Source organism: Stenotrophomonas sp. MYb238 (assembly GCF_009496535.1).
Lineage (GTDB): Bacteria > Pseudomonadota > Gammaproteobacteria > Xanthomonadales > Xanthomonadaceae > Stenotrophomonas.
In genome coordinates this window covers 1-14,639 of record NZ_WIDL01000012.1, presented here as the reverse complement: position 1 = coordinate 14,639, position 14,639 = coordinate 1, and the positions used below count along the sequence as shown (strand labels likewise).

At 66.8% G+C, this 14,639-nt stretch carries 13 protein-coding genes; 9 read left to right on the top strand and 4 right to left on the bottom strand.

Annotated elements, in window-relative coordinates; genetic code table 11:
- Window positions 1-15: 15 nt before the first annotated feature.
- Both CQ393_RS09605 and CQ393_RS09600 read right to left on the bottom strand, forming a co-directional pair.
- Window positions 16-825, bottom strand: coding sequence for an ABC transporter permease (locus CQ393_RS09605; RefSeq protein ID WP_153191341.1), 810 nt, complete (start codon window positions 823-825; stop codon window positions 16-18).
- Window positions 822-1,775 (bottom strand): ABC transporter ATP-binding protein, encoded by a 954-nt coding sequence (locus CQ393_RS09600; RefSeq protein WP_153191340.1) that lies wholly within the window; start codon window positions 1,773-1,775, stop codon window positions 822-824. Before CQ393_RS09600 ends, CQ393_RS09605 begins: the two co-directional genes overlap by 4 nt.
- A 96-nt stretch (window positions 1,776-1,871) precedes the next feature.
- Between CQ393_RS09600 and CQ393_RS09595 the strand changes: the two genes are divergently transcribed.
- The 7 genes from CQ393_RS09595 (at window position 1,872) to CQ393_RS09565 (ending at window position 8,541) form a co-directional block, all read left to right on the top strand.
- Window positions 1,872-2,621 (top strand): ferredoxin--NADP reductase, encoded by a 750-nt coding sequence (locus CQ393_RS09595; RefSeq protein WP_343199913.1) that lies wholly within the window; start codon window positions 1,872-1,874, stop codon window positions 2,619-2,621.
- A gap of 94 nt (window positions 2,622-2,715) precedes the next feature.
- A complete protein-coding gene (locus CQ393_RS09590; protein ID WP_153191338.1) occupies window positions 2,716-3,897 on the top strand; it encodes a GGDEF domain-containing protein in 1,182 nt (393 codons plus the stop codon).
- A 278-nt stretch (window positions 3,898-4,175) separates the two neighbouring features.
- Window positions 4,176-4,757, top strand: coding sequence for a hypothetical protein (locus tag CQ393_RS09585; RefSeq protein ID WP_153191337.1), 582 nt, complete (start codon window positions 4,176-4,178; stop codon window positions 4,755-4,757).
- 10 nt (window positions 4,758-4,767) lie between these two features.
- On the top strand, window positions 4,768-4,965 hold the full coding sequence (locus tag CQ393_RS09580; RefSeq protein WP_153191336.1) for a helix-turn-helix transcriptional regulator: 198 nt from the start codon (window positions 4,768-4,770) through the stop codon (window positions 4,963-4,965).
- 69 nt (window positions 4,966-5,034) lie between these two features.
- The gene (locus CQ393_RS09575) at window positions 5,035-6,564 is read left to right on the top strand and encodes an alpha/beta hydrolase (protein WP_153191335.1); all 1,530 of its coding nucleotides are present in this window, start codon (window positions 5,035-5,037) and stop codon (window positions 6,562-6,564) included.
- A gap of 31 nt (window positions 6,565-6,595) precedes the next feature.
- Window positions 6,596-7,351 (top strand): ATP-binding cassette domain-containing protein, encoded by a 756-nt coding sequence (locus tag CQ393_RS09570; protein ID WP_153191334.1) that lies wholly within the window; start codon window positions 6,596-6,598, stop codon window positions 7,349-7,351.
- Window positions 7,348-8,541, top strand: coding sequence for an ABC transporter permease (locus tag CQ393_RS09565; protein ID WP_153191333.1), 1,194 nt, complete (start codon window positions 7,348-7,350; stop codon window positions 8,539-8,541). The genes CQ393_RS09570 and CQ393_RS09565 overlap by 4 nt, the downstream gene beginning before the upstream one ends.
- Window positions 8,542-8,895: 354 nt before the next feature.
- Here the strand turns inward: CQ393_RS09565 and CQ393_RS09560 are convergent, their stop codons facing one another.
- Window positions 8,896-9,888: an energy transducer TonB gene (locus CQ393_RS09560; protein ID WP_153191332.1), complete on the bottom strand. Its 993-nt coding sequence runs from the start codon at window positions 9,886-9,888 to the stop codon at window positions 8,896-8,898.
- A gap of 190 nt (window positions 9,889-10,078) precedes the next feature.
- Complete coding sequence (locus CQ393_RS09555; RefSeq protein WP_153191331.1) at window positions 10,079-10,660, bottom strand: TIGR00645 family protein; 582 nt, start codon at window positions 10,658-10,660, stop codon at window positions 10,079-10,081.
- Window positions 10,661-10,766: 106 nt separating this feature from the next.
- Between CQ393_RS09555 and CQ393_RS09550 the strand changes: the two genes are divergently transcribed.
- Both CQ393_RS09550 and CQ393_RS09545 read left to right on the top strand, forming a co-directional pair.
- Entirely contained in the window at window positions 10,767-11,456 is a 690-nt protein-coding gene (locus CQ393_RS09550) for a glutathione binding-like protein (protein ID WP_153191330.1), read from the top strand.
- A gap of 1,343 nt (window positions 11,457-12,799) precedes the next feature.
- Window positions 12,800-14,557, top strand: a complete 1,758-nt coding sequence (locus CQ393_RS09545; RefSeq protein WP_153191329.1) for a hypothetical protein — start codon at window positions 12,800-12,802, stop codon at window positions 14,555-14,557.
- Window positions 14,558-14,639: the final 82 nt, after the last annotated feature.

Below are 14,639 nucleotides of genomic sequence, written 5' to 3'. Positions count from 1 at the left end.
GGGTCGCGCCCGCCATCAGCTGCGCAGGCCGACGCCACGCCGCAGCAGCCACAGCGACAGCGCGGTGAGCGCGGCGACGAAGCCCAGCATCAGCGCGTAGGACACCCACAGCGGCACGTCGCTGCTGCCGAGCAGGCCGTAGCGGAACGCGTTGACCATGTAGAAGATCGGGTTGGCCTTGGTCAGCGCCTGCGCCCACGCCGGCAGCAACGTGACCGAGTAGAACACGCCGCCCAGGTAGGTCAGCGGGGTCAGGATGAAGGTCGGCACGATGGCGACATCGTCGAACTTCTTGGCGTACACCGCGTTGATGAAGCCGGCCAGCGAGAAGATCGTCGAGCCCAGCAGCACCGTGCTCAGCGTCACCAGCGGGTGCGGCACGTGCACGCGGGTGAAGAACAGCGCGATCAGCAGCACGATGGCGCCGACCATCAGCCCGCGCAGCACCGCGCCGGCGACGTAGCCCCACAGGATCACCCAGTTCGGCATCGGGCTGACCAGCAACTCCTCGACGTGGCGGCCGAACTTGGCGCCGAAGAACGAGGAGCTGATGTTGCCGTAGCTGTTCTGGATCACGCTCATCATCACCAGCCCGGGCACGATGAACTGCATGTAGCTGTAGCCGCCCATGTCGCCGATCTTCGAGCCGATCAGGCCGCCGAAGATCAGGAAGTACAGGGTCATGGTGATCGCCGGCGGCACCAGGGTCTGGCCCCAGATGCGCAGGATGCGGTTGACCTCGCGGCGGACGATGGTGCCCAGCGCCACCCGGTTGCGGGCGCCGTCGGTCATGGGGACGTTGTTCACGGGCGCGGGCGTGCTCATGCGGCGGTGTTCTCCAGGTTGCCGGTGAGGCGCACGAACAGCTCCTCCAGGCGGTTGCTCTTGGTGCGCATCGAGCGCACGCGGATGCCGGCGGCGCCCAGCGTGTCGAACACGCGGTTCAGGTCCATCGCGCGCGGCATGTCCAGGTCCAGGGTGTGCGCGTCGACCGCGGCCAGCTGCGCGCCCTCGATGCGCGGCAGCTGCGGCGGCAGTTCGCCGTCGATGTCGAGCAGGAAGCCCTCGACGTCGAGCTTGGCCAGCAGCGTGCGCATCGGCCCGCGCTCGACGATGCGGCCATGGTTGATGATGGCCAGGTTGCGGCACAGCTGCTCGGCTTCTTCCAGGTAGTGCGTGGTCAGGATGATGGTGGTGCCGGCGGCGTTGATCTCCTGCAGCGTCTTCCACATGTCGCGGCGGATCTCGATGTCCACGCCGGCGGTGGGCTCGTCCAGGATCAGCAGGCGCGGGCGGGTCATCATCGCGCGGGCGATCATCAGCCGCCGCTTCATGCCGCCGGACAGCGTGCGGCTCATCATCTGCGCCTTGTTCCACAGGTGCGCGCGCTTGAGTTCCTCCTCGGCGCGGGCCTCGGCCTCGGCGCGCGGGATGCCGTAGAAGCCGGCGTAGTTGACCAGGATGTCGAAGGGCTTCTCGAACAGGTTGAAGTTGATCTCCTGCGGCACCAGGCCGATCAGGCGCATGGTCGCGCTGCGCTCGGCCACCAGGTCCGAGCCGAACACCTGCACCTGGCCATCGCTCAGGTTCACCAGCGAGGAGACGATGCCGATCAGGGTGGATTTGCCGGCGCCGTTGGGGCCGAGCAGGGCGAAGAAGTCGCCGGGGGCGACCTCGAGCGAGACGCCCTTGAGCGCTTCCACGCCGTTGTCGTAGGTCTTGCGGAGGTCGTGCACGCGCAGCGCGGGCGCGACGGGAGTGATTCGGGAGTCCAAGCTCGGGGCCTTCGCGCCGGGGTGACGGCGCCGGATGAGTGCGAGCCGGTATTATAGGTGCCCCCGCGGCCCCGGCCCGGTTACACACTGTTGCTCGTGCCTGCACAATTCCCCCTCAGACTGGCCGGTCGCCGCATGCTGGCGCCCACCGTCGGCCACTACCAGTTCGTCCGCGACGACGGCCAGCCGCTGGATTTCCAGCCCGGGCAGTTCATCCAGGTGCACTTCGCGTACGCCGACGGCACCGCCGCCAAGCGCAGCTATTCGCTGGCGACCATCCACGACCACGTGCTCGGCCCGGGCGATGCGGTGGAGATCGCGGTCAGCTTCGTGCCCGGCGGCGCCGCCACCGCGCTGTTCGAGGGGCTGGAGATCGGCCAGCACGTCACCGGCAGCGGCCCGTTCGGGCGCTTCTGCCTGCAGCCGGGCGACCGCAACGGCCGTTACCTGCTGATCGCCACCGGCACCGGCGTCACCCCGTACCGCTCGATGCTGCCGTTGCTGGCCACGGCCATGGAAGAACGAGGCGTCGAGGTGGTGCTGCTGCAGGGCGCGCGCACCCCGGCCGAGCTGCTGTACGCCGACGATTTCCGCGCCTTCGCCGATGCCCACCCCGGCTTCCGCTACATGCCCTGCCTGTCGCGCGAACTGCCGGCCGATCCGCATCCGGACGTGCGCAGCGGTTACGTGCAGCAGCAGCTGGCCGAGATCGCGCCGGACCCGGCGCGCGACATCGCCTACCTGTGCGGCAACCCGGTCATGGTCGATGCCTGCTTCGAGGCGCTGAAGGCCGCCGGCCTGGCGCCGCCGCAGGTGCGCCGCGAGAAGTACGTCAGCAGCAAGTAAACCCACGGCGCATACGCGGGCGGCCCCGCATGCTGCATGATTCGGCCAGGCGTCCCGCGCGTGGCGGCGCCGCTCGACGCAAGGACCCCCGGGCTTGGCTTCGCTGGACTTCCCCACCATCGCCGTCATCGGCCTGTTGCTGCACATCGGGCTGGCGGTCGGTTTCTCGCTGATCCTGCTGGTGCTGCGCAGCCAGCCCGTGCCCCGGCTGTGGGCCGCCAGCCTGTGGGCCGGCGCGGTGAGCACGGTGCTGGTCAGCGTGCCGCTGCCGCTGCCCGAGCCGGTGGGCATCCTGGTACGCAACGCCTTCGCCGTGCTGGGCAGCATATTGCTGCTGTCCGGCGTGGCCCTGCATGTGGGCCGCCGCGCGCCGGTACGGCCCGCGTCCGCGCTGGCTGTCGCCTACCTGCTGGCCATCGCCTGGTTCGCCATCGCCAGGCCTGACCTCGGCATCCGGCTGGCGCTGTACAGCGTGCTGATCATCATCTGGAAGATCTGGGAGGCCTGGCTGCTGCTGCGCCATGCCCCGGCCGACGTCCGCCGCAGCTGCCGGCTGGCGGCCACGGTGTTCCTGCTGGATGCGGCGCTGTTCCTGGTGCGGGCGCTGCTCCCGGTCGCGCCGGTCGCCGGCGGCGACATCCTGCGTGCCGGCCTGCCGATGAGCGTCACTTACATCGGCGGCATGTTCGTGATGCTCGGCCACACCTTCGCGCTGGTGCTGCTGATCGTCGAACGGCAGATGGTGGACCTGCGCCGGCTGGCGCGCCGCGACGGCCTGACCGGCCTGCTCAACCGCACCGCGCTGCTTGGCGACGGCGGCCAGCAGCTGGAGCAGTGCGTGCGCCTGCAGCAGCCGTTCGCGGCGATGCTGCTGGACCTGGACCACTTCAAGCGGATCAACGACACCCGCGGCCACCAGGCCGGCGACGAGGTGTTGCACCACACCGCGCGCACCCTGCAGCGCAACCTGCGCGGGCGCGACTGGCTGCTTGGGCGCTACGGCGGCGAGGAGTTCGTGCTGCTGCTGCCGGGCGTCGGCATGGAGCAGGCGCTGGCCCTGGCCGAACGCCTGCGCGCCGCGCTGGAGGCCAGCCCGCTGGATCGGGACGGCGGCGCGATCGTCATCACCACCAGCATCGGCGTGGCCATCGCCGATGCCACGCCGGACCTGGAGCGCCTGCTGGCACACGCCGATGCGGCGCTGTACCGGGCCAAGGCCGCTGGCCGCAACCGCGTCGCCTGCGACCTGGCGGTGGAGCCGGGACCGGTTGCCTGAATGGCCGGTGGCGTTCCGCCCATCAGGGCCGGGATGCACGCCGTGGCTCCCGGACGGCGCATGGCTGTAAAGCTCGCTTGACAGCTGGTGGTCGGCCGCTGCATCCTCCTGTAAAGCTTGCTTGACAGGGGAGAGTCATGAACGAAGCGCGAAACCAGCTCCGTGCCGGCACCGCCCGGCCGGGTAACGGTGCCGACTGCAGGGCAGCCGGCGCGGACGCGGCCTTCCCCGCGCCGGGCCGCGTCTCCCTGGCGCGTTCGCGCAGGGGTTCCTGAGCCATGGCGCGCGCACTGGACCGCTGGATCGTCGGCGGCGTCCTCGCCAGCGGCGCGACCGGGCTGGCGCTGCTGCGGCTGATGCCGGGCGACAGCGCCGGAATGCTGGGCGGCATCTGCATCGGGGTGGCCATCGGCCTGTCGTTCGTGTCGCTGCTGCGCCGGCAGCTGCCCAACGCCTGCGATACCGCGCCGTTGGCGCTGCGCCGGCGCTACAGCCGCGAAATGATGATCGCGATGGGCGCCTACGTGGTGCTGCTGGTGCTGTCGATCACGCTGCTCAAGCGCGTGGACGGCACCGCGCTGCGCGCCTGCATCGCCCTGCTGCCGGTGCCGCCGATCGCGATGACCCTGCGCGCGATGATCCGCTACATCCGCGACGTGGACGAGCTGCAGCAGCGCATCGAACTGCAGGCGGTCAGTTTCGCCGCGGCCTTCGTGTCGCTGCTCTACCTCACCGCCGGCCTGCTGCAGGCCGCCAAGGTGCTGGACGTACCGGCCAGCGCGGCGATGATCTGGGTCTTCCCGCTGGTATGCCTGGCCTACGGCCTGGCCAAGACCGTCGTTTCGCGCCGCTACAGCTGAGCGCGCACGCATGGACAACCGCCTGCGCGATCTGCGCGAAGCCCGGGGCTGGTCGCAGGGGGAACTGGCCGAACGGCTGGAAGTCTCCCGGCAGACCGTCAACGCGCTGGAGACCGGCAAGTACGATCCCAGCCTGCCGCTGGCGTTCCGCATCGCCCGCCTGTTCGACGCCAGGATCGAGGACATCTTCTTTCCCGACGTCACATAACGCCGCCAGCCGCGTCATGGGTTGGCAGATCCAGATCCGTTCCATCAACCACAAGGGGCTGTTCCGATGATGTCCCGCAAGACCCGTACCCTCCTGGCGGTGGCCGCGCTCGTCGCGGTGCTCGGCTACCGCGCATTCAAGCCCGCGCCCGACGAGGCCAAGGCCGACACGGCCCCCGTTCCGGCGACCGCCGTGCAGGCCAGGCCGCTGATGCTCGGCAGCCTGGCGTTCCGCCCGTGCTCGCTGGACTCGCCGTTCAGCCGTGACAGCCTGGAAGCGCAGTGCACCACCTTCGAGGTGCCCGAGGACCGCGGCAACCCGCAGGGCCGCAAGATCGCGCTGAACATCGCGCTGCTGGCGCCGGACAAGCCCGACGGCGTGCTGCCCGATCCGGTGTTCTTCCTCGCCGGCGGCCCCGGCCAGTCGGCGGTGGAAAGCTATCCGCAGATCGACGCCGCCTTCGCCGACGTGCGCAAGCGCCGCAACGTGATCCTCCTGGACCAGCGCGGCACCGGCAAATCGAACCTGCTGTCCTGCGAGGCGCCCGAGGGCGAGGAGGCCGGCGTCGAGGCGATGGAGGCCGCGGCCGCCGCCTGCGCGGCGACGCTGTCCAAGAAGGCCGACCTGCGCCACTACACCACCACCGATGCCGTCGCCGACCTGGATGCCGTGCGCCAGGCCATCGGCGCGGAGAAGATCAACCTGCTCGGGGTCAGCTACGGCACCCGCGTGGCGCAGCAGTACGCCATGCGCCATCCGCAGAGCACGCGCAGCATCGTGCTCGACTCGGTGGTGCCCAACACCCTGCAGCTGGGCAACATCTTCGCCCGCAACCTGGACGACGCGCTGGCGCTGCAGTTCGCCCAGTGCACCGGCAACGCCGCATGCAAGGCGGCGCTGGGCGATCCGCGCGCCGAGCTGGACGCGCTGCTGGCCACGCTGCGCGCCAACCCGGTGACGGTGCGCTACCGCGACGCCAACACCGGGCAGGAGCGCGAGGACGTGCTGCGCGCCGACACCGTCGCCGGCCTGGTGCGCATGTACGCCTACATGCCGCAGGCCGCGGCGCTGCTACCCAAGCTGATCCACGAGGCGCGCAACGGACGCTACGGCGACCTGATGGCGCTGGCGCGGATGATGCAGGGCGACATGAAGGACGCCATGGCCATGGGCATGCAGCTGTCGGTGATCTGCAGCGAGGACGACACCGGCATGACCGCGCGCGACGAGGACGAGGGCACCGTGCTCGGCAACCGCATGGCCGAGGGGCTGGCGGCGATGTGCAGGGCATGGCCGAAGGGCCAGGTGCCGGCCGACTTCCACGCCGCGCTGTCCAGCGCCGTGCCGGCGCTGGTGCTGGAAGGCGAGTTCGACCCGGTCACGCCGCCGCGCTACGGCGAGGAAGTGGTCAAGGGCCTGCGCAACGGCCGCCTGTTCGTGCTGCGCGGCCAGGGCCACGCGGTGATCGGCGCCGGCTGCATGCCCAAGCTGTTCGCCCAGTTCATCGACAACACCGACGCCGCCAAGCTCGACGGCGCCTGCCTGGAAAAACTGAACTACGTGCCGCCGTTCACCAGCTTCAATGGCTGGGAACCGTGACCGTCCACGCATCACTGAGGAATCCGCTTCCATGATCGTCGCAGAACGACTCCGCAAGACCTTTCCCGGCAAGGGCAGGGACAAGACGCCGGTGATCGCCGTGGACGAAGTGGGCTTCACCGCCCACGACAGCCAGATCACCGGTCTGCTCGGCCCCAACGGTGCCGGCAAGACCACCACGCTGCGCATGCTCTACACGCTGATGACGCCCGAGACCGGCAAGGTCCTGGTCGATGGCGTGGACGCCGCGGCCGACCCCGACACGGTCCGCCGCAGCCTGGGCGTGCTGCCCGACGCGCGTGGCGTGTACAAGCGCCTGACCGCGCGCGAGAACATCGAGTACTTCGGCCAGCTGCACGGCATGGACGCGGCGACGATCGCCGCGCGCATCGCGCGCCTGGCCGCGGCGCTGCAGATGGAGGATTTCCTCGACCGCCCGACCGAAGGCTTCAGCCAGGGCCAGCGCACCAAGACCGCCATCGCCCGCGCGCTGGTGCACGACCCGAAGAACGTGATCCTCGACGAGCCCACCAACGGCCTGGACGTGATGACCACCCGCGGCCTGCGCGGCTTCCTCAAGGAACTGCGCGCCGAAGGCCGCTGCGTGATCTTCTCCAGCCACATCATGCAGGAGGTGGCGGCGCTGTGCGACCGCATCGTCATCGTCGCGCACGGCCGCGTGGTGGCGCAGGGCACGCCCGACGAACTGCGCGCACACGCCGGAGAAACCAACCTGGAAGACGCGTTCGTCAAGCTGATCGGCAGCGAGGAGGGCCTGCACGCATGAACAAGACCGGATTCATTGGCAGCATGCTCACGGTGATGCGCAAGGAGCTGCGCGACTTCGCCCGCGACCGCCGCACCTTCCTGCTGACCCTGTTCACCGCGCCGCTGCTGTACCCGCTGCTGTTCCTGGGCATCGACAAGCTCAGCAACCTGCGGGTGGAGAACCAGCTGGAGAAGGACATGGCGCTGCCGGTGGTGGGCATCGAGCGCGCGCCCAACCTGGTGGCGTTCCTGGCCAGCCACGGCATCACCGCCAGCGCCGCGCCGGACGACTACGAGGCCCGCATCCGCGCCCAGCGCGAGGACGTGGCGCTGGTGATCGCGCCGGACTTCGCCGATGCCTGGCATGCCGGCAAGCCGGCCAAGGTCGAGATCGTCGCCGACACCACGCGCCGCACCAGCGACGTGCAGGTGGCGCGCGTGCGTTCGGTGCTGACGGCCTACGGGCAGTCGGTGGGTGCGCTGCGGCTGCTGGCGCGCGGGGTCAACCCGATGGTGGCCGCGCCGGTGAGCGTGGGCACGCGCGACCTGGCCACCGCCGAAGCCAAACGCGGCATCTTCCTGTCCGTCATCCTGCCGATGCTGCTGATGATGTTCGCCTTCATCGGCGGTTCGCACCTGGTCATGGACACCACCGCCGGCGAGCGCGAGCGGCAGTCGCTGGAACCGCTGCTGGCCACCCCGGCCCCGCGCGGCGCCCTGGTCAGCGGCAAGATGCTGGCGTCGACGCTGGTCGGGCTGACGGCGATCCTGCTGATCCTGCTGTCGTTCAAGTTCAGCGCCAGCATCGGCCGTGGCGTGGGCGCTTCGCTGGACGTGAGCTTCATGGCGATGGGCAAGCTGCTGCTGGTGCTGCTGCCGCTGGTGCTGCTCGGCACCGCGCTGCTGACCTGCCTGGCGGCCGGCGCCAGGAGCATGAAGGAGGCACAGAGCCACATCGTCTGGCTGATGATGCTGGCGATGATGCCCGGCTACGCGCTGATGGCCTACCCGCTGAAGGACACCCAGCTGTGGCAGTACGCGGTGCCGTTCCTGTCGCAGAACCAGATGCTGGTGAAGGTGACCCGCGGCGAGATGCCGGGTGCCGAGCAATGGGGCGTCTACCTGGCGGCGTCGCTGCTGCTGGCGGTGCTGCTGTGGGCGGTGGCGGTGTGGCGCTACAGGCAGGAGAAGCTGGCGATCTCGGGCTGAGCTCGCATTGCCGCATGGGAAACGAAGGCCCGGAGCGATCCGGGCCTTTCGTCTTTGCAGATGCGTAGCGTGCTGCGCACGCTTCGCCGGACACACTTTCGCCGACAAGCCCTCTGCGAGGCGAGCCTCGCCGCTACGGATTCGGCTGGAGCGCCAGCGTGCGGCAGATATTGGTCGGACTGGGCCAATGCATCCGCAGGTGCCGGGCTTGCCCGGCGCAGGACCCCGTCAACATGGCTTCAGAGGGGAAAAACCCGCAGCTGCAACAAAAACAAAGGCCCGGAGCGCTCCGGGCCTTCCGTCGTCGCAGGTGCGCGGCTTGCCGCGCACGCTTTCGCCGGCCTAGCCCCGCATCTACTGGTTCGGCTGGAACGCCAGCGTGCGGCGCGTAGTGGTCGGGCTGGAGATCGGCTCGAAGCGCCAGCGCCTGACTGCGTTCAATGCCTCGCGGTCGAACACGCGGGGCGGGTTGGCGCGCAGTACGCGGGCCTCGGTGACCGAACCGTCGGTGCCGACGGTCAGTTCCACCAGTACCTCGCCGGAGGTGCCCGAACGCAGCGCGTCGGCCGGGTAGCGCGGGGCGGGCGTGCTCACCGCGCGCAGGGTCGGCGCGGCCGCGGCCGGCTTCGGCGCAGCGGCGACCTGCTGCGCGGCGGCGCGGGCGTCGGCCTCGCGCTTGGCGGCGGCTTGGCGCTCGGCCTCCAGGCGCTCGCTTTCCTTGCGCGCCGCTTCCTGGCGCGCGGCCAGCTGCTGCGCGGCGGTGGCCTCGGCCGCCTGCTGCTGGGCCAGGCGCTGCTGTTCGACCAGCTGCTTGGCGCGGTTCTCGGCGTCCTTCTTGACCTTGTCGGTCTCCTCCTGGGTGCGCTTGACCGCCACTTCCATGCCGCGGGAGATGCCCTGCTTGAGCCGCGGCAGCGCCGGCGCCGTCGGGTCCACCTTCTCGATCAGCGCGACCAGGCGCTGGGCCTCGGGGAAGTCCTCGCGCGCCAGGCTCTGCTCGGCGGCGATCAGCGTGTAGGGCTGCAGGTCGGTCAGCGCGCTCTTGACCGCCGCGTCGTCGGGCAGCTTGTCGCGCAGGGCCAGGTAGTACTCCATGGCGTTGTCGCCGGCCGGCGCGTACATGCGGTTCTCGCGCAGCGCGGTGCTGGCCGAATCGCGCAGCTGGTCGGTGCCCATCGACTGCACCTTGGCCGAAACCGCGGGAGCCGGCGCCTGCGCCGCGGGCGTGGCCGGGGTGCCGGCGGCGGCCGGGGCGGAATCGTCCTTGCCCGAACAGGCGGCCAGCGCGACGGCCAGCAGGGCGGGCGCCAGCAGGCGTGTCTTGCCGTGGATCGTGACGTACGACATCAATCTTCCCCTTGAATCGACGAACGCGAATGGTTGCTCGCCCGGGCCGTCATGATGCGCGGCGTTTCCCGACGCCGGCCGGACCCGGGGCGAAGGGCGAATCTAGCATTGCCGCCGCGCCAGCACGAGGTCGGGGCGAGGGCGGCGGCGAAAGCCGATGGCCGCCGGGGTACGGCGGCCATCGGCCGGGTCAATGCGCGTTCGGCTTCGAATGGCCGTTGGACATCAGCTTGTCGGTCCAGGCGATGCCGACCGCCGACAGGATGAACACGCAGTGGATGATGGTCTGCCACATCACGCCGGTGGAGGTGAACTTGGTGCAGGTCGCGCCCGCGGCCACGTCCGGCCCGCACAGCGGCAGCCCCAGCTGGCCGGCCTCGATGAAGGTCTTGAGCAGGTGGATCGAGGAGATGCCGATGATCGCCATCGCCAGCTTCACCTTCAGCACCGAGGCATTGACGTGGCTGAGCCACTCCGGCTGGTCCGGGTGGCCCTGCAGGCCCAGGCGCGAGACGAAGGTCTCGTAGCCGCCGACGATGACCATCACCAGGAGGTTGGAGATCATCACCACGTCGATCAGGCCGAGCACGATCAGCATGATCTGCTGCTCGGTCCAGCTGGCGGCATGGGTGATCAGGTGCCACAGCTCGTGGCCGAACAGATAGACGTAGACGCCCTGGGCGACGATCAGCCCCAGGTAGAGCGGCAACTGCAGCCAGCGCGAGGCGAAGATCAGGGCCGGGAGGGGGCTGAGCGGTTTGTGTTCGGACATGGCAGGGATGCTGCGTTGCGGAAAGGCGGCAGGTTAACGGTCGTCCGGTAGGCTGCCAAGCGCTACCGTATCGGTCCCCGGTGACGGTCCCCACGGAGACGCATTCATGATCGACCTCTACTACTGGCCCACCCCCAACGGCCACAAGATCACCCTGTTCCTGGAGGAGGCGGAGCTGGCGTACCGCATCCATCCGGTCAACATCGGCAAGGGCGACCAGTTCCAGCCCGATTTCCTGGCCATCTCGCCCAACAACAAGATGCCGGCCATCGTCGACCACGCCCCGGCCGACGGCGGCGCGCCGCTGAGCGTGTTCGAGTCCGGCGCGATCCTGCTGTACCTGGCCGAGAAGACCGGCCGCTTCCTGCCCGCCGACCTGCGCGGCCGCGCCGCCACGCTGGAGTGGCTGTTCTGGCAGATGGGCGGGCTGGGGCCGATGAGCGGGCAGATGGGCCACTTCAACGTCTACGCGCCCGAGCGCATCCCCTACGCCATCGAGCGCTACGACAGCGAGGTGCGGCGCCTGCACCGGGTGATGGACAAGCGCCTGTCCGAATCGCAGTACCTGGCCGGCGACGAATACGGCATCGCCGACATGGCCAGCTACCCGTGGATCGGCGCCTACAGCAAGCTGCCGGCCGACTTCGACGCCTTCCCGCACCTGCACCGCTGGCACCAGGCCATCGCCATGCGCCCGGCCACCCAGCGCGCCTACGCGCTGGGCCCGACCGTCAACCCGGATGCGGGCAAGCCGTTGAGCGAGGAGGAGCGGGGGCAGTTGTTCGGCAGGCGCTGAGTTTTCACGCCTCGTCGCGGCAGACGGATTATTCAGCGAGCGGTGCCATACCATGGCGTCGGTCGCCATTGAAACGGTGCAATTGCCTCGTACGCCGCAGACATCGCAGGCCCGAACTGAGTTTTCTTCCGCTTTGTTAATCAAGGCGAATTGCTCATCGTTGGCTGCGCCCATGTAGAACCGCAGCGTGCCGTACTTCTCCTTCATTTGCTGAGCGGTGACCTGTGGGTCTCCGTGCAGATCAGTCCGTGTGTGTGGGCGGTCAAAAAACATGTCCAGCAGTTCGTGCCATCCTTGCTGACACTCAAAATGGAAACTGTCAGGGAAGATTCTTGTCCAAGGTCTTAGCTATTCAAGGTGCGGCAGGCGTGTGCTTGTGGCTGCCTGATCGAACCGGATAGAAATTGACCCATTACGTCCATGTTTGGGATGATCTTCAGTCAACGATCCCATGCGTGTTATTGATTTCATATCAAATAGATTCGCTATTCTTTTTTAACTAAGATTTTCAACGACGGCTAAGAGATCGTGGCCTGTATGAGCGGCATCAAACCGGAGTGCGCACTTAACTCTTCGCGCTGCCTGGCGGAAGCCTGAGAGCCTCGAGCACATGATCAGGGAGCCGACGCCCACGCCTGCCGCTACTTAGTACGCTGACTCCCCATTCCCTCCTGACGTTGTGTGATGCCACCTGCTTTCACCTCGAAGCTAAGGCATCTGGTGGGAACGGACAGCTTCAGGCCCTAATCCGTAGAATAAGGTCGAACCCGTTGTTGATCTTTAGCATCTGGCGAAGTTGTCGAGTGGGCCCGCTAATGGCGTCGAAGTGATGGCCTGCCTCTTCAAGCTGCATCACCGTTCGATCCAGTCAGTAGGTCTGGGCGCGGAGCAAGCTCCGATCAAGTTCCATCGCCACCTCCTCATCGGTTGCTATTGGAGATATCCACTTGATGAAGAAATTGGACAATCCCAACTTGATGTGGCTCAGGTTGGTCGCTACAGCGTGCGATGCAGCGAGCTTTCGATTTTGAATGCCCCAGACCTGTGCCCGGCTTCATGTGTTTCGCGGAGCAGTATGACCGTTGCCGCAAGCGCAAGCCTGTTTGGCCTTCGACGGGCCAGATCGGCGCTCTACGAATCATTGAGCTAAAGAATTGACGGGGGCCAGATCATATGGCGATACTCAACAAGGCATGCCTCTGGGGGAAATGGCATGCCGTAGAACGGGAGTTGAAGAGATTCCCGGTTTTTGGCTTCTTGCGAAAAAAGCGTTTCCATGAGTATGGCCTCGTTGCTTTCGGCATTGCGGGGCCTATGATCTGCCCGCTATCAATGGAGTGAACATGTTCTTGCGGATCTTTGTTCTTTTCACCATGTTGATGCCTGTAGTGTGCAACTCCCAAACATTTCGCTATCCCTGGGAGGAGTACGACAAACTCATCAAGCGGCAGGTTGATCTCACCGCCATGGATGCGGACCTGTTCGGTGATAGTGTGGATTTGTATACCGGAGCCCCTGGGTTTTCCACTGCCGACATCATTTTGCCCGGCATTGGCATGTCCATTGAGTTGTCGCGCACGATGTCGGTTGGCAACAGGGCCGAATACCGCTACGACGACCTGCCCATGGCCGACTGGAATTTGGAATTACCTCGCCTGTCGGGTATTTTCTTGGCCAGTACAGGCTGGGCCAGCACCTGCAACAACAATGGGTTGGGTGCGCCGCCACCGGTTGTCGTCAGTGGACATACCTTCCGATCTTCTGACTATTGGCAAGGCAATCGAATGATCCTGCCCGGCAGTGGAAGTCAGGACATGCTGGTGGCGGAAGCCAATAACGTACCAAGGCCTGGTACAGGTGGCCCCTATCCATGGCTGACCCAGGATCTGACCTGGTTCTCCTGTAAGTCATCGCGACAGAACAGCACCGGCGAAGGATTCGTAGCACATGCGCCGGACGGCAAGCGCTACACCTTCGACTGGGAGGCTGGCTTCTTCGAGCCCGCGGTAGCTTGGTCCAACACGCTGGATACCATAACCGAGCCCCGACGCCGAGCCGAACTGTATGCCACTCGCGTCGAAGATCACTTTGGAAACTGGATTGCCTACCGCTACAGCAATGCAGCCAACATGCCAGTGCGACTGGAGGCGATCACGGCCAGCGATGGCAGATCGCTGTCTTTCAGCTACAACACTCAAGGGCATGTCACACAGATCAGCAACGGCACACGAACATGGCGGTATCGTTATGCCTATCCGGCTGCTGGGAAGGGCACTTTGATCGGCGTGGATTTGCCCGATGGAAGCAGCTGGTCTATCGATGCCTATGCGATGAGCCATATTGAGTTCCAGTATGAACGCTCATCCGGCCCCGAGGACGTTCTGCGCACCTGCGGATATCCCGGCCCAATGGTGAACGAACCCGGCGCGACGGCCCGCCTTGTGCATCCGTCCGGTGCAGTGGGGCAATTCACCGTGGGTTATGGTCTGCGGGGCAGAAGCAACGTGCCCAAGGTGTGCAGCGGCTATACCACGCCTTATAACAACCCGAACGACGACGTTGCGCAGTATCCACTGGCCTACCATAGCGTGGTACTACGTAAGAAAGTGCTTTCTGGCCCTGGCATGGAACCGGCCGAGTGGAACTACAGCTATGGCGGTACGATTTCCTGGGCGCCGGGAACTGGTCCGGTGTGCACCAGTGGTGACTGTGCGGCACCCATCTGTCTGGACGACAACTGTGCCGGCATTGCAGTTGCCACTATCACAGAGCCGGAAGGCCGCTGGACGCGATACACCTATGGCAACAGCTACCGTTATAACGAAGGCAAGCTGCTCACTGTGGAGAAGGGAAGCGGCCCGCAGCAAATCCTGCAAACTACCCGGCATCGGTACCAGTGGCCCCTGCCCGGAACCCAGTTTGCCACTCGCCTGGGTAGTACGCAGCAACCGCGTGCTGCTGGTTATATCGCGGAGTACCTTCGCCCCGTCGTCGAGACAACTACTTCGCGTGATGGCGTGATCTTCCGGACACTTAATCAGAACTTCGACAGTTTAGCCCGTCCGATAAATGTCACGCAGTCCAGCGCCCCATCTCCCTGAAGGATCCAGGACATGAGCAAACAAAGGATCTGTCCTCGCCCGCTCCCTCTTCTGGCTTCGCTGCTGGCGACGTTGTTACCTG

Excerpts from the sequence above, each read along its gene's own strand:
- CQ393_RS09575 (WP_153191335.1), top strand. The coding sequence starts at position 5,035 with ATGTCCCGCAAGACCCGTACCCTCCTGGCGGTGGCCGCGCTCGTCGCG.
- CQ393_RS09570 (WP_153191334.1), top strand. The coding sequence starts at position 6,596 with ATGATCGTCGCAGAACGACTCCGCAAGACCTTTCCCGGCAAGGGCAGG.
- CQ393_RS09555 (WP_153191331.1), bottom strand. The coding sequence starts at position 10,660 with ATGTCCGAACACAAACCGCTCAGCCCCCTCCCGGCCCTGATCTTCGCC.
- CQ393_RS09605 (WP_153191341.1), bottom strand. The coding sequence starts at position 825 with ATGAGCACGCCCGCGCCCGTGAACAACGTCCCCATGACCGACGGCGCC.
- CQ393_RS09545 (WP_153191329.1), top strand. The coding sequence starts at position 12,800 with ATGTTCTTGCGGATCTTTGTTCTTTTCACCATGTTGATGCCTGTAGTG.
- CQ393_RS09585 (WP_153191337.1), top strand. The coding sequence starts at position 4,176 with ATGGCGCGCGCACTGGACCGCTGGATCGTCGGCGGCGTCCTCGCCAGC.
- CQ393_RS09550 (WP_153191330.1), top strand. The coding sequence starts at position 10,767 with ATGATCGACCTCTACTACTGGCCCACCCCCAACGGCCACAAGATCACC.
- CQ393_RS09560 (WP_153191332.1), bottom strand. The coding sequence starts at position 9,888 with ATGTCGTACGTCACGATCCACGGCAAGACACGCCTGCTGGCGCCCGCC.
- CQ393_RS09565 (WP_153191333.1), top strand. The coding sequence starts at position 7,348 with ATGAACAAGACCGGATTCATTGGCAGCATGCTCACGGTGATGCGCAAG.
- CQ393_RS09580 (WP_153191336.1), top strand. The coding sequence starts at position 4,768 with ATGGACAACCGCCTGCGCGATCTGCGCGAAGCCCGGGGCTGGTCGCAG.